This window comes from Bradyrhizobium sp. AZCC 2289 (assembly GCF_036924615.1).
Classification (GTDB): Bacteria; Pseudomonadota; Alphaproteobacteria; order Rhizobiales; family Xanthobacteraceae; genus Bradyrhizobium.
This window is the reverse complement of the sequence record NZ_JAZHRY010000001.1, coordinates 6131029-6144358: the sequence shown is the minus strand read 5'-3', so window position 1 is coordinate 6144358 and position 13330 is coordinate 6131029. Positions and strand designations below refer to the sequence as shown.

Here is a 13330-nt window from a genome sequence, read left to right as displayed (position 1 = left end):
CTCGGGCGCAACGCGTCGCCGCCGCTCTACCCCATCGCCGCCATGAACGCCGCCAACGCCTCGCGATCGGCGGCCGGCATGGTCAGGCCGAGCTTGGAGCGCCGCCACAAGATGTCGTCCGGAAAGCGCGCCCACTCCTTGGACATGAGATAGCGCACTTCGGCGCCGGTCAATTCCGGTCCGAAGGCCGGACCGAGATCGGCCTTCCGCCTGGCATCGCCAAGGATGTCCTTGACGTTGGTGCCATAGGCTCCGACCAGGCGGCGGGCCTGGTCCTCGCCGAGGAACCGCCAACGCTGGCACGCGGCATCGACCTCGGCCTCGAACCGCTCGCAGGCGAAATCGCCGCCCAGCAGCGGCGCTTTGGCGGTCCAGCGCGGCGACATCGGATAGAACGGCGTCAGCCGGGAGACGGCCTTTTCCGCGCGCAGACGCGAGGTCGTGACGTCGCCGCCGAAAATCGTGATCAGCGGCGCGTTGCGGCGTCCGTAATCGAACGTCATCGACCCGTCGCGCGCCGGGCGCTTGCCCGCGGGGTCGATCACCGTGTTGGCGCCGGACACCGTCCGCACCACGTCGACGGCCTCGATCCTTTCGCGGAAATAGCGGTTCGCCGCCTCGCACAAATAAGCCACGTCGCCGGCCCCCATCGCGACAATGGCAGGGTCGCCCTTGAACGCGTGGCCCACGGTGCCGATCAGCGTGAAATCGCGTTCATAGGGGCTGGCGAAAATCAGCCGCCGGTCGGAATTCTGGAACACATAGACGTTGTCGCTGTCGAACAATCGGCGGACCACGATCTGGCTCATCTGCATGAGGCCGTGGTTCAGCGGCGGCTGGCGCAACACGGTTTCGGTGACGGAAGCGGTCCAGGCCCCGGTCGCATTGGCGAGCGCGCGCGCCGTGATCACCTGGCGATGGCCGCGATCGATCGTCACCAGCCGCCAAAACTCTCCCCGTTCGGCGCGGGTGCAGCGCGCGCCGGTGCGGATCATCGCGCCGCGCGCCGCGGCATCGACGGCGTTCAGCACCACCAGCCGGGAATCGTCGACGACGCAGTCGGAATATTCGAACGCGGTGCCGAACGGCCGCTTCAGCGCGTTGCCGACCGGATGATGGGTGACGTCGATGGTCGCGGACGCCGGCAGACCGCTGCGCGAGGCCAGCCGGTCGTACAGCAACAGCCACGACCGCAACTGCCACGCCGGGCGTTCATCGGCGTGGGCGGGGATCGCAAAGCGCATCGGACGCACCAGATGCGGCGCGATCCTGAGCCAGACGTCGCGCTCCGCCAGCGCGGCATGGACGCGAAAGAAGGCCCGGCGCTCCAGCCCCGCCAGGTCGCCGTGGATCAGCCGTGGCGACGCCTGGGATGCGCCAGAGCCGAGATCGCCTTGCTCCAGCAGGATCACGCGCAGGCCGCGGCCGGCGGCGTCGCGCGCGATGCTGACACCGTTCAACCCGCCGCCGATGATCGCGAGATCGTAATCCGCCATGCGCAACGCTTAACGCAGAGAACCGAAGTTCACCACACCTAGAGCGCTTTCCACTTGATATGGGTCACTACGCGTATCCGGCATGTCGAAAGTAGTTCGCGCACTGCTCGGGTGCAAATGTCTTGATGAGCCTGCCGATCAGCTTCATCAGCGTTGTCACGGTGCGAGCGGCCCCCTTGCGCAGCGCTGTCTTTAGCTTCGAGAATGCCATTTCGATCGGATTGAGGTCGGGCGAGTAGGCCGGCAAATAGCGCACCTTGGCGCCGACCGCTTCGACCGCCTGGCGAACGCCGTCGATCTTGTGGGTGCGCAGGTTATCCATGAATACGATATCGCCTTTGCGCAGCGTCGGCGCGAGGATCTGCTCAACATAAGCGAGGAACGATGGCCCATCCATCGCGCCGTCAATGACATAAGGCGCCGTCAGGCCATTGATGCGCAGCGCGGCAACGAGCGTCAGCGTCTTCCAGTGGCCGTGCGGCACGCTCGCAACGAGACGCTCGCCACGCGGTGAGCGGCCGCGATGCCGGACCATCTTGGTCGTAACCGCCGTCTCGTCGATGAAGACGAGGCGCGGCGCATCAAGCTTGGATTGCTCGACCCTCAGCGCGGCACGCGCTGCAGCGACATCAGGACGATCCTGTTCGGCGGCGTGCAGAGTTTTTTTTGAACGTGATGTCGTGGCGTTCGTAGAAGCGCCAGACCGAGGTCGTACCGGTTTTCAGCCGCTTCTCGGACTTGAGCCGCGCGCGAATCTCTTCGAGCGTCAAGTCCGGCTCCGCTGCGACCAGATCAAGCAGCCATTGGCGATGCGCCTCGAGCGGCTGTGGCCCGTGCCGGGCAATGCCGCTACACTGCCCGTTGTCGCCCAGCGCTCGATCCAGCGGATTGCGGTCGAGGCGCCGAGACCGAGCACCCGCGCCGCTTCCCGTCTGCTCTCGCCGTCTTCGACAAGCGCGACCGCCCGCGCCCTGAGGTCTTTCGAGTATCCCTTCGCCATCGCGCGACCTCGCCGTTGCTGTCAAAGCAACTCGAATCTGATTTGCGCGCCTCTGGGAACCCCCTTACTGTTCCGATTCACATCAACCGAAAACCGCTCTAGCCCGTCTTGCGCACGGTCTCCATGACATCGCCGCCGCTGCGGCCGACCAGGGCTGCGTATTGGCCGATCGGGAAAGGCTTGCCGATGAAATAGCCCTGCACCGCGTCGCAACCCTCTTCCGACAGGAAGCCGAGCTGCTCCTGGGTCTCCACGCCCTCGGCGACGATCGACATTTCGAGGCCGTGGCCGAGGTCGATGACGGCGCGCACGATCGCCGCCGATTGCGGATTGCGCCCGAGATTCATGACAAAGGCGCGGTCGATCTTGATCTTGTCGAACGGGAACGCCTGCAGATAGCTCAGCGAGGAATAGCCCGAGCCAAAATCGTCCATCGAAATCCTCACGCCGAGCGCCTTCAGCCGCCGCAACAGCGCAACGCCGCGATCGAAATCCTCGATCAGCACGCCCTCGGTGATTTCCAGCTCGAGCCGGTCGGGCGCCAGCCCGGTTTCGAGCAGGATCGAATGCACCAGGCTGACCACGTCGCCGTGCATGAATTGCGCCGGCGACAGGTTGATCGCGACCTGCAGCGGCACCGGCCAGGAGGCCGCCTCGCGGCAGGCTTCGCGCAGGATCCACTCGCCCATTTCGACGATCAGGCCGCTTTCTTCCGCCAGCGGAATGAACTCGCCGGGCGGGACGAAACCGCGCACCGGATGCAGCCAGCGCGCCAGCGCCTCGAAGCCGATCACTTCGCTCGTCGCAACTGTCGCACCCGACGTGGCCTGCGGCTGGTAGTGCAGCGACAATTCGCCGTTCCTGATCGCGACCGAGAGATCCTGGTGCAGCACGCGGCGGTCGCGGATCTGCTGGTCCATCTCGGGCTCGAAAATGCTGATCGAGCCGCGCGATTTCGCCTTGGCGCGGAACAGGGCCGCGCCTGCATTGGCGAGCAGCGAGGCGGCGTCCGAACCGTTGTGCGGGAACACCGAGATGCCGGTGGTGCAGCCGGTGCGGACCGATTTGCCGTCGATCAGGAACTCGTTCGCCAACGCTTCGCCAAGCTGTTCGGCCAGCAACTTGCCGGAGGCCGGCTGCTTGCCGTCGATGATCAATCCGAACTCGTCGCCCGAGAGCCGGGCCACCACGCCGCCGCGGGCGGAGTCCTGAAGACGGCTCGCCACTTCGATCAGCAATTTGTCGCCCATCGCATGGCCGAACACATCGTTGATTTCCTTCAACCCGTCGAGGTCGACGCACAGCACCGCGAACTCCTCATCGGTGCCGGCGCAGGCCTCGATCATCTGGGCGAGCGCCTGCAGGAAGGCGGCGCGGTTCGGCAGGTCGGTCAGGCCGTCATGATAGGCCATGTGCGCCATCCGCGACTCGGTCTGGCGCCGATCGGTGACGTCCTCATGGGTCTTGATCAGATATTGCGGCTCGCCGGTATCGTCCAGCACGGTCATGCGGCGGGTCAGGAACAGCCGCAACCCGTCCTTGGTGGAGATCGGATGTTCTTCGGTCAGCAGGCCGCGTTTTTTGATCGCCGCCTCGTCGCGCGCGATGATCAGCTTGGCTTCGCGCGGATTGAAGATGTCGGCCGCCGTCAAGCCGGTGGCGTCCTCGCGGCGGCGGTTGAGAATGGTCTCGGCGCTCCGGTTGGCCAGCAAATAGCGTCCGTCGCTGACGCGCTCGACGATCAGCGAAACCGGAATGTTGTCGACCACGAGTTCGAGGAACTTCTTGTTGTTTTCCAGCTCGCGGGAAAGCGACCGGCGTTCGGTGACGTCGTCGAACAGTGCGATCAGGAATTCCGGCTCGTTGTTTTCGTTGCGCGCGACCACCCGATTGGAGGCGAGAATGCGTTTCTCCGAACCGCGCTCGACGAAGAGCTCGCTGCGGAAGTAACCTTCGGGCGCATCGAGCGCGGACCGGTCCGCCTTGTCGATGCTTGCCGCGGTTCCGGGGCTGAAAATCTCGTCGGCGCGCTTGCCGACGATGTGATCGCGGGAGAAGCGCGAGAAACGTTCGAACGCGCGGTTGGCGAAAATATAGCGGCCGTCCTCGATGTTCTTGGCGGCGACGCAGACCGGAACGTTATCGAGCACCGATTCCAGGAACTGGGTGGTCGACGCCAGCTTTCGCGACAGTTTGCGCTGCTCGGTGCAGTCATCATGGGTTGCGACCGAGCCGCCGTTCGGCAGCATAAAATGCTTGACCAGAACCGATCTGCCGTCGGGCAGTTCGGTGATCAGGCCGTCCGGGCGGCTGGACCGGGCATAGAATTCTTCGACGCTGATATCCAGCACGCCACGCCTGCGCCGTAACTCCAGCAATTCCGGACCGGTCATGTTGCGGGGGACGTCCGAGCGCGCCAGGCCGTAGATTTCGAGATAGCGGTCGTTGCAGAAGATGATCCGGCGCTCCGCATCGGTCATCACAACGCCCTGATTGAGATTGTTCAGGGCCGAACTGATAAATGCATTGCGCCGCAGTTGCGACCGCTTGACCTTGCGCAAGGCCGAAAGCACCCACAGCCCGATCGCCATCAGAAATGATGCGATGACTAGGCCGCCGAGCAGAATGATCCATATCGTATTCGGATCGGCGGAGCCGACATAGTTCGGGGGCGCAAAGTCATCGGATGCCGCCCATGCGTCCGCGCACGGCGCCAGGATAACGATAAGAGGGGCGACCATGCGCAGCACGGCCCGCGCCGGAATCGAATCCTTCCCGCCTGCCTGCCAATTCTTGTCAGCCATCATTCACCCGCGGATTTCCGCGGCGGAGTGTCTGGCTTCACGGGTTTGGATCGGGTAAACGCCTGCTCTTGCAACCCACAAATGTGGCTCAAATTGCGGCAATTGCCCTGACATGATTAATGCTTCACTAACGGGGGCGGCGTTCGAGGTGTATTTCGAGACAATCCAAGGGGTTGCCAAGGGGTTGCTCGACCGCTTTGCTGAACGAAAAGATAATAACTGAGCGCGGCTGCAGCCTAACTTCGCGCCAAATTTCCGGACCGGAAGCGTACATGGACAAGGTTGATTGCGTCGTCATCGGAGCCGGTGTGATCGGGCTTGCGGTGGCGCGGCAGCTCGCCCAGGCGGGCCGCGAAGTGATCGTGCTGGAGGCGGCCGAGGGCATCGGCACCGTGACTTCGTCGCGCAACAGCGAGGTGATCCATGCCGGCATCTATTATCGCGCCGGCAGCCTGATGGCGCAGATGTGCGTCAGCGGCAAGCACGCGCTCTACCGGTACTGCCGCGATCACGGAATCCCGCATCGCAATTGCGGCAAGCTGATCGTCGCAACGACGCCGAAAGAAACCGAAAAACTGCAATCGATCCGGGCCCATGCCGAAGCCAATGGCGTGCTCGATATGCAGCTTCTGGCGGGCGACGCCGCCCGCGCGCTGGAGCCGGCGCTGAATTGCGATGCGGCGCTGCTGTCGCCGTCCACCGGGATCATCGACAGCCACGCCTACATGCTGGCGCTGCGGGGCGATGCCGAAGCGGCAGGCGCAGCATACGCGTTTTACACGCCGCTCATGCGCGCCAAGGCCGCCGCAGGCAGGATCGAAATCGAGGCCGGCGGCGACGCGCCGATGACGCTGGAATGCAATCTGCTCGTCAATGCGGCCGGGCTCGGCGCGCCGGCCGTCGCGCGCAGCGTCGAAGGCATGCCGATCGAGCTGATACCGTCCGCCTATCTGGCGAAGGGGAACTATTTCAGTTGCAGCGCCCGGGCGCCGTTTTCACACCTGATCTATCCGGTGCCCGAGCCCGGCGGACTGGGCGTGCACCTCACGCTCGACATGGCCGGACAGGCGCGGTTCGGTCCCGACGTGGAATGGGTGGATGCGATCGACTACGCGGTCAATCCGGCGCGGGCGGACCGGTTCTATCCGGCAATCCGGAAATACTGGCCGACGCTGCCGGACGGCGCGCTGATGCCGAGCTATTCCGGAATCCGGCCGAAGATCGTTCCGCCGGCGGTCGCGACCCAGGATTTCCTGATCCAGGGACCGCGCGACCACGGCGTGAGCGGCCTGATCAACCTGTTCGGCATCGAATCGCCCGGATTGACGTCGTCACTGGCGATCGCGGACCATGTCGGCGAACTGGCCAAGGCGTAGCAACACCTCTGCGGCGGATGAGCACAAGGCGCGCTCATCCGGCGACAAAGGGTGCTTCCAACGCTACTTGGGGAGTTACGACTAGTGGAGAGTCTCGCTCGCGGTATGCTTCAACCGCTCGATCTCATCCTTGACCATCAACTTGCGGCGCTTCAACTCGAGGATTTGCAGGTCGTCTGTGGAAAGGTGCACGAGCGCTTCGTGCAATTCATTTTCGAGAATCTTGTGTTTACGTTCCAGTTCAACAAGATGCGCCTGTATTGCCATACGAAATCTCCTCGGTGGGTAAAACCTCAGATTCGATCCGGACGAATAAGTGTACACAAGCCACCGAATCTGTCGATGGGTATCGCGAATCGCCTGGCTCATATTTTCGGATTTATCTGTAACCAATCGTGAGTATGGAACCTGGTCAGCTTGCGGAGCGGGCTCACAGGGACGATATTCGCCCGGCGGCTTCCGAAAAACCGTTTACAACCTCATCGTGCTTATTAGCTAACGTACACCATGACCAACGAAGATGAGCGCGAACTCCATACTGAGCTGGCAAGGCTGCAGCAGGAGCACCGCGATCTCGACGCGGCGATCGATGCCCTGCATCAATCGCCGGCGCCTGACTTGCTGCGGCTGCAGCGCTTGAAGAAGCGCAAGCTGCAATTGCGCGACCGCATCGCCTTCATCGAAGACCAGATCACGCCTGATATCATTGCCTGATTGCCGTTGTTGACTGCCACTCCGGCATCGCGCAGACGGGTCCGCGTGATGCGCGGCCCGATGTCAGGCTCCGGACCGGACTCAGGTGCCGCCCGTCAACTCCAGCAGCACGCCGGCGAGCGCTTCGGCCTCGTAGGGTTTCTGCAAAAACCGCCCGCCCTCCGGCAGATCCTTTTCCCCGACATCCACAAGGCCTGAGGTCGCGACGATCTTGATCGGGGGCCAGCGGCCCCTGACCGCGCGAGCGAGTTTCAACCCGTCCATCGAACCCGGCATCTGGATATCGGTAAACACGACACTGATGTCGCGGCGGGCCTCCAGGATTTCGATCGCGTCATCGGCATTGGCAGCTTCGACAACCTCGAAGCCTGCATCGGTGATCATGCCGACCGCGTCCATCCGCAACAGAAACTCGTCCTCGACGATCAACACCACAGGCCTTTTGCGGGCCGCAGGACGCATGCGCTTAAACTCCCCGCCAATCGGCGTTAAGTGCCGAATATCGTTTTCGTTCCGCGCCGCGCGATTTTCCCGAAACCCGCTTCCGAAAGCGCTCGCCGATGGCGGAACCAGCGACGTGACATCGTCGCCGCGACGCGGTTCACCTTCCGCACGCCGCTTGCGCGAGGCGGGCAGCAGTGCTGGGAAAGCGAATTTTGCGCGGCTGCTCCGGCTTGACTCTGCAAGAACAAAAGAAGAACATATCCCTGCCGCCAGCCAAAGAGGGAGCTTCCCATGTCCGCATCATCGTCCCTGTCCGACAACAGCCGTTACGAGCAGGCCTGCGACCAGGCGATCACGATGTGCGACGGCAATCTGCGCTCGACCATCAAGGCGCTGATCATGGCGAACGAATATCTGGAAACCGAACTGGAGGAATTGCAGGCGGCGATCGCGGCCGGCTGCGTGCCGGCCAGAGCGTATTCCAGCGAAGTGGCGACCGGTTCGCGTGACGAGAGCGCGTCGAAACAAAAGACGGGGTCGTCACGCGCAAGCAGTAGTGCCGCCTAATCGATCAAGACGGGAGTGATAAAGATGGCCGATGTCACGTACTACGTAGCACTGCCATTCCTGCAGGATGACGACGGCTCGCCGGTCGCGGGCGCGGCGGAGGAATGCCAGAGCCCGACCACCGCATTGCGGCGCGCCGAGATCCTGTCGCGGACCCCCGGCAGCATCGGCGCCGTTGCGTTCAGCCGTACCGGCGATCCCATGATCGGCGAATTCGGCGACGCGCAATTGCTGCGGAAATTCGGCAACGTGCCGGACGATCTGAGCGGGCTGTAGATTTTTTTCGTCATTGCAGCGAGCGAAGCAATCCGGTCCGTCTTGCTGGTTTGACCGCTTATGGATTGCTTCCGCCTTCGCTCGTTGAGCTACGGCGGACAAGTCGCGGAGCCGGTTGTCGGACGCGCGGTTCGCGCGACCCGCTGGCTCGAAGTGACGATGGCATGCTGTTCGCTTCACCCTCATGCCGCCGCTGCGCCTTGCGCACATACATCGCGCTGTCGGCCTCTTCCAGCGCGCGGCCGGCTTCGGCGTGAGGACCGAGGATCGCGACGCCGGCGGATGCGCCCGCGGCGACGGTTTGGCCGCTAAACACGAAAGTGAGACGATCGATCGCCGCCTCCAGCGCCGCCGCCTTGGCCTTGGCATCGGTCTCGCTGAGGTTCCACAACAGCAGCGCGAACTCGTCGCCGCCGAGCCGGCCGACCACATCCGAAGAGCGCACCTGGCTGCAGAGCGTGGCCGCAATGGCCTTGAGCACCTGATCGCCGGCGGCGTGCCCGAAGGCATCGTTGACCGGCTTTAAGCGATCGACGTCGAGTATGATCAAGGCGCCGCTGGCGTGATAGCGCTTGATGTAGGCGATCGAGCGGTGGAGTTCGCGCTCGAAACCGCGCCGGTTCAGGATATCCAGCAGGAAGTCGGTCTCGGCCGAGGCCTGCAACTCGTCGATCCGCGCCAGCGCCTGCGCCAACTGCGTCTTGAGCCGCCGAATCGTCGATTTGGCATCGCCGAGCGCGGCCGGCGGCGGCGGGGGGACGGGCGCAGGGGGGCGGCGCGGCGCGGCCTTGCGCCCTGCCGCGGCGGTTTTACGGCTTTTTGCAGCCCCTGAGGCTGCCGCCCTGGTTTTCTTCTTCATGGCCTTCCCTGTGCAGGCTTGCTTATGAAGGCTTGCCGGGATTCACCAAGACAGGATAGTCCATTCCGTACCCCTTGCCACGCCTTGGATGAAGCCCGGGCCGACCCTATAATCCGGCCTATGTTTCTGGATTCCCGAACAGAATTGACGACATGACCGCCCCCATCGCCATCATCATGGGAAGCCAGTCCGACTGGGAAACCATGCGCCATACCGCCGAAACACTGGCGGCGCTCGGTATTGCCTGCGAAAAGCGCATCGTCTCGGCCCATCGCACCCCGGACCGGCTGTACGCTTTCGCCAAGGGGGCCAAGTCCGAGGGCTTTCAGATCATTATCGCCGGCGCCGGAGGTGCGGCGCATCTGCCGGGTATGGCGGCGGCGCTGACGGAACTTCCGGTGTTCGGCGTTCCCGTCGAATCCAGGGCGCTGTCCGGCGTCGATTCGCTGTACTCGATCGTGCAGATGCCCGCAGGCATCCCGGTCGGGACGCTGGCGATCGGCAAAGCCGGCGCCATCAATGCCGCGCTGCTCGCGGCCAGCGTGCTCGCGCTGAACGATCCAGCGCTGGCGGCAAGGCTCGCCGCCTGGCGTCAACAGCAAACCGAGGCGGTCGCCGAGCGGCCGGAGGGAACGGCGTGACAGCTTCAAGTCAGGTGAAGCTGCAGCCGGGCGACACCATCGGAATTCTCGGCGGCGGACAATTGGGCCGGATGCTGGCCATGGCGGCGGCGCGCCTCGGGTTCAGGTGCCAGGTGTTTTCGCCGGACCCGGATTCGCCCGCCTTCGACGTCGTGCTGAACGCGACCTGCGCCGAATATGCCGATGTCGAGGCGCTGGAGCTGTTCGCCAACGACGTCGACGTCGTCACCTATGAATTCGAGAACGTACCAGCCGCGACCGCCATGGTGCTGGCTGCGCGCCGCCCGGTGCTCCCTGCGCAGAAGATCCTCGAGACCACGCAGGACCGGCTGATCGAAAAGGACTTTATCACCAGGCTCGGCATCGGCACCGCGGACTATGCCGATGTGTCTTCGGCGGCGACACTGCGCGCGGCAATCAACCGCATTGGCCTTCCCGCGGTGATAAAAACCCGCCGCTTCGGCTATGACGGCAAGGGCCAGGCCATCATCCGCGAGGGCGACGATCCCGATCAGATCTGGAACGATCTCGGCACCAAATCCGCGATCCTCGAGGCGTTCGTGCCGTTCGAGCGCGAAATCTCCGTGATCGCCGCGCGCAGCGCCAACGGCGATGTCGAATGCTACGACGTCACCGAAAACGAGCACCGCGACCATATCCTGAAACTCTCGCGCGCCCCGGCCGATATCCCGGACGAGCTCGCCGCGCAGGCGCGATCGATCGCCGAGAAGATCGCCAATGCGCTGGACTATGTCGGCGTGCTCGCGGTCGAGATGTTCGTGGTGATGGAGAATGGCGGGCCGCAGGTGCTGGTCAACGAGATCGCGCCGCGGGTGCACAATTCCGGCCACTGGACGCTCGACGGCGCCTCGATCTCGCAATTCGAGCAGCACATCCGCGCCATTGCCGGCTGGCCGCTCGGCAAGCCGGTCCGCCATGGCCCGGTGACTATGACGAACCTGATCGGCGACGACATCCTGGGCTATGAGCAATGGCTGACGGTCCCCGGTGCGACCGTGCACCTTTACGGCAAGGGCCCGCCGCGGCCGGGCCGCAAGATGGGACACGTCACCGAGGTGCTGCCGCGTGAGAAATAGCCGCCGCCCGCGTCAGGTACCTGCGACGACACCGCCCGGCTCATCGCTGAGCCAGCGATAGATCACGCCACCCAGCACCCCGCCGATCAGCGGCGCGACCCAGAACAGCCAGAGCTGCGCCAGCGCCCATCCGCCGACGAACAGCGCCGGACCGGTGCTGCGCGCCGGATTCACCGAAGTGTTGGTGACGGGAATGCTGACGAGATGGATCATCACCAGCGCCAATCCGATGGCGAGCGGCGCGAAGCCTGCGGGCGCCTTGCCGTGGGTCGCGCCCATGATGATGAACAGGAACATCATGGTCATCACCACTTCCATGATGAAGCACGCGACCAGGCTGTATTGGCCCGGCGAATGCGCCTCATAGCCGTTGGACGCAAAACCCTTGGCAAGGTCGAAGCCGGCAGCGCCGCTGGCAATGACATAAAGCAGCGCGGAGGCGGCGATGGCGCCGATCACCTGCGCGATGACATAGGGGGCGATCTGCCCGGCCGGAAAGCGCCCGCCTGCGGCGAGGCCCACCGTCACCGCGGGATTGAGATGGCAGCCGGAGATATGGCCGATCGCATAGGCCATGGTCACGACGCTAAGCCCGAACGTCAGCGCGACCCCCACCAATCCGATGCCGACTTGGGGAAATGCGGCCGCGATGACCGCGCTGCCGCAGCCCGCGAAAGTCAGCCAAAACGTCCCAATCGCCTCGGCTGCGTACTTTCTTGTGTTCATGATTTCCTCCCCTTTGCTGACCGAAACCTAGGCAAGCCTCGTTAAGGTGCACTGAAGGTCTGGAACCAAGCTTTATGCGAAGTGATTCGGGCCTTTTCCGGCACAAATCCCCGTCCCGCAGATGGACATGGCCGGTTTTGTCTGATACATCCGCGCCCTCAAGGTTAAGGGTCAGGCCTTTCGCCGACCCTTTGCTTTACCCGAATTCCTATCCGTTCAATTGAAAGAGGATGCCGCGTGCAGGTTCTCGTCCGCGATAACAACGTCGATCAAGCCCTCAAGGCGCTGAAGAAGAAGATGCAGCGCGAGGGCATTTTCCGCGAGATGAAGCTCCGCGGACACTATGAAAAGCCCTCCGAGAAGAAGGCCCGCGAAAAGGCCGAAGCCGTGCGCCGTGCGCGCAAACTGGCCCGCAAGAAGCTGCAGCGCGAAGGCCTGCTGCCGATGAAGCCGAAGCCGGTGTTTGGCGCCGGTCCGGGTGCCGAGCGCGGTGGCGCTGGCGGCGGCCGTGGTGGTCCGGGCGCAGGTCGCGGACCGCGCTGATCCCTGGTGCAGATTTGAGAATCCGATGACGCGGGCCTTGCGCCCGCGTTGTTGTTTTGCGGGGCGCATTTTCCGGGTTACCAATACAGGGTTCTCCGCGCGAGCATTTTCCACAATGGCTATTCCGGCTCCCCTGGCTGCCTCCGGAGTTTGGCGTTGCCGCCGCCGCGCCGCGGCGCCGCTGGTCCTGCTTGCGATCACCCTTGCGATCCCGCTTGCCGGCTGCTCGTTCGATCTGGGATCGTGGGGATCCGACAGTGAAAAGCCGACGCCGGTCGCGCAGAAACCGACCGATGATATCAGCGCCCGCAGCGTCAGCGATGCCCAGGGCTACACCACGCGCGGCCAGGTGCTGGCCAAATCCGGCAAGACCGAAGAGGCCCTTGCGGAATTCGATCGCGCGCTCGCGCTTGACCCCTACAACGCGCAAGCCCTGTACAGCCGCGGCCTGATTTATCAGGGCGAGAAGCAGCACCAGCAGGCGATCGAGGATTTCACCGCGGCCAATGGCCTGACACCGCAAAGGGCCGAGCCGCTGGTTGGTCGAGCGACCAGTTACCTCGCAATCGACAAGGCCAAGGAAGCCGCCGCCGATCTCGACGAGGCCGTGCAGGCCGACCCGAACAGCGCCCCGGCCTGGGCCGCGCGCGGCCTGACGTACGAGCGGCTCGGCGACAAGGCCAAGGCAGCCGCTTCCTATAGCCGCGCGATTGCGATCCGCCCCAAGGACGAAGCCTCGCGCAGCGGCCTCGCGCGCGTCGGCGGCTGAATTAGCTTTTGGTTCGAC

At 64.1% G+C, this 13330-nt stretch carries 13 protein-coding genes and 2 pseudogenes; 8 read left to right on the top strand and 7 right to left on the bottom strand.

The features are described 5' to 3' along the window. Positions 1-26: 26 nt before the first annotated feature. From V1289_RS29200 to V1289_RS29190, 3 genes and pseudogenes are all read right to left on the bottom strand, one after another. Positions 27-1496 (bottom strand): glycerol-3-phosphate dehydrogenase, encoded by a 1470-nt coding sequence (locus V1289_RS29200; protein WP_334401026.1) that lies wholly within the window; start codon positions 1494-1496, stop codon positions 27-29. A 67-nt stretch (positions 1497-1563) separates the two neighbouring features. Then, positions 1564-2496, bottom strand: a pseudogene (locus tag V1289_RS29195) (IS630 family transposase). A gap of 98 nt (positions 2497-2594) precedes the next feature. Continuing rightward, positions 2595-5300, bottom strand: a complete 2706-nt coding sequence (locus tag V1289_RS29190) for a sensor domain-containing protein (protein ID WP_334401024.1) — start codon at positions 5298-5300, stop codon at positions 2595-2597. Between the two features lie 272 nt (positions 5301-5572). Between V1289_RS29190 and V1289_RS29185 the strand changes: the two genes are divergently transcribed. After that, complete coding sequence (locus V1289_RS29185) at positions 5573-6676, top strand: NAD(P)/FAD-dependent oxidoreductase (RefSeq protein ID WP_334401022.1); 1104 nt, start codon at positions 5573-5575, stop codon at positions 6674-6676. 81 nt (positions 6677-6757) lie between these two features. Here V1289_RS29185 and V1289_RS29180 read toward each other — a convergent pair whose 3' ends face one another. Continuing rightward, positions 6758-6943, bottom strand: a complete 186-nt coding sequence (locus V1289_RS29180) for a YdcH family protein (RefSeq protein ID WP_309179813.1) — start codon at positions 6941-6943, stop codon at positions 6758-6760. A gap of 240 nt (positions 6944-7183) precedes the next feature. On the opposite strand from V1289_RS29180, the gene V1289_RS29175 reads away from it, so the two are divergent. Beyond that, complete coding sequence (locus V1289_RS29175; protein WP_074273228.1) at positions 7184-7390, top strand: YdcH family protein; 207 nt, start codon at positions 7184-7186, stop codon at positions 7388-7390. An 81-nt stretch (positions 7391-7471) separates the two neighbouring features. Here V1289_RS29175 and V1289_RS29170 read toward each other — a convergent pair whose 3' ends face one another. After that, positions 7472-7852, bottom strand: a complete 381-nt coding sequence (locus tag V1289_RS29170) for a response regulator (protein WP_309185196.1) — start codon at positions 7850-7852, stop codon at positions 7472-7474. Between the two features lie 273 nt (positions 7853-8125). Here V1289_RS29170 and V1289_RS29165 point away from each other — a divergent pair. Next, positions 8126-8317, top strand: a pseudogene (locus tag V1289_RS29165) (hypothetical protein); the annotation flags it as partial. A gap of 108 nt (positions 8318-8425) precedes the next feature. Continuing rightward, positions 8426-8677 carry a hypothetical protein gene (locus tag V1289_RS29160; protein ID WP_309179814.1) on the top strand — a complete coding sequence of 84 codons (252 nt, stop codon included), beginning with the start codon at positions 8426-8428 and terminating at the stop codon, positions 8675-8677. Positions 8678-8735: 58 nt separating this feature from the next. Here V1289_RS29160 and V1289_RS29155 read toward each other — a convergent pair whose 3' ends face one another. Next, positions 8736-9536 (bottom strand): GGDEF domain-containing protein, encoded by an 801-nt coding sequence (locus tag V1289_RS29155; protein WP_334401014.1) that lies wholly within the window; start codon positions 9534-9536, stop codon positions 8736-8738. A gap of 152 nt (positions 9537-9688) precedes the next feature. Between V1289_RS29155 and purE the strand changes: the two genes are divergently transcribed. Next, positions 9689-10177: a 5-(carboxyamino)imidazole ribonucleotide mutase gene (gene purE, locus V1289_RS29150; protein WP_334401013.1), complete on the top strand. Its 489-nt coding sequence runs from the start codon at positions 9689-9691 to the stop codon at positions 10175-10177. Then, the gene (locus V1289_RS29145; RefSeq protein ID WP_334401011.1) at positions 10174-11274 is read left to right on the top strand and encodes a 5-(carboxyamino)imidazole ribonucleotide synthase; all 1101 of its coding nucleotides are present in this window, start codon (positions 10174-10176) and stop codon (positions 11272-11274) included. Before purE ends, V1289_RS29145 begins: the two co-directional genes overlap by 4 nt. A 12-nt stretch (positions 11275-11286) precedes the next feature. Here V1289_RS29145 and aqpZ read toward each other — a convergent pair whose 3' ends face one another. Then, the gene (aqpZ, locus tag V1289_RS29140) at positions 11287-12000 is read right to left on the bottom strand and encodes an aquaporin Z (protein ID WP_334401009.1); all 714 of its coding nucleotides are present in this window, start codon (positions 11998-12000) and stop codon (positions 11287-11289) included. Positions 12001-12237: 237 nt separating this feature from the next. On the opposite strand from aqpZ, the gene rpsU reads away from it, so the two are divergent. Both rpsU and V1289_RS29130 read left to right on the top strand, forming a co-directional pair. After that, positions 12238-12543 (top strand): 30S ribosomal protein S21, encoded by a 306-nt coding sequence (gene rpsU, locus V1289_RS29135; RefSeq protein ID WP_074273221.1) that lies wholly within the window; start codon positions 12238-12240, stop codon positions 12541-12543. A gap of 115 nt (positions 12544-12658) precedes the next feature. Beyond that, positions 12659-13312, top strand: a complete 654-nt coding sequence (locus V1289_RS29130) for a tetratricopeptide repeat protein (protein ID WP_334401007.1) — start codon at positions 12659-12661, stop codon at positions 13310-13312. Positions 13313-13330: the final 18 nt, after the last annotated feature.

Excerpts from the sequence above, each read along its gene's own strand:
- V1289_RS29180 (WP_309179813.1), bottom strand. The coding sequence starts at position 6,943 with ATGGCAATACAGGCGCATCTTGTTGAACTGGAACGTAAACACAAGATT.
- purE (WP_334401013.1), top strand. The coding sequence starts at position 9,689 with ATGACCGCCCCCATCGCCATCATCATGGGAAGCCAGTCCGACTGGGAA.
- V1289_RS29160 (WP_309179814.1), top strand. The coding sequence starts at position 8,426 with ATGGCCGATGTCACGTACTACGTAGCACTGCCATTCCTGCAGGATGAC.
- aqpZ (WP_334401009.1), bottom strand. The coding sequence starts at position 12,000 with ATGAACACAAGAAAGTACGCAGCCGAGGCGATTGGGACGTTTTGGCTG.
- V1289_RS29130 (WP_334401007.1), top strand. The coding sequence starts at position 12,659 with ATGGCTATTCCGGCTCCCCTGGCTGCCTCCGGAGTTTGGCGTTGCCGC.
- V1289_RS29200 (WP_334401026.1), bottom strand. The coding sequence starts at position 1,496 with ATGGCGGATTACGATCTCGCGATCATCGGCGGCGGGTTGAACGGTGTC.
- V1289_RS29155 (WP_334401014.1), bottom strand. The coding sequence starts at position 9,536 with ATGAAGAAGAAAACCAGGGCGGCAGCCTCAGGGGCTGCAAAAAGCCGT.
- V1289_RS29190 (WP_334401024.1), bottom strand. The coding sequence starts at position 5,300 with ATGGCTGACAAGAATTGGCAGGCAGGCGGGAAGGATTCGATTCCGGCG.
- V1289_RS29185 (WP_334401022.1), top strand. The coding sequence starts at position 5,573 with ATGGACAAGGTTGATTGCGTCGTCATCGGAGCCGGTGTGATCGGGCTT.
- V1289_RS29170 (WP_309185196.1), bottom strand. The coding sequence starts at position 7,852 with ATGCGTCCTGCGGCCCGCAAAAGGCCTGTGGTGTTGATCGTCGAGGAC.
- V1289_RS29175 (WP_074273228.1), top strand. The coding sequence starts at position 7,184 with ATGACCAACGAAGATGAGCGCGAACTCCATACTGAGCTGGCAAGGCTG.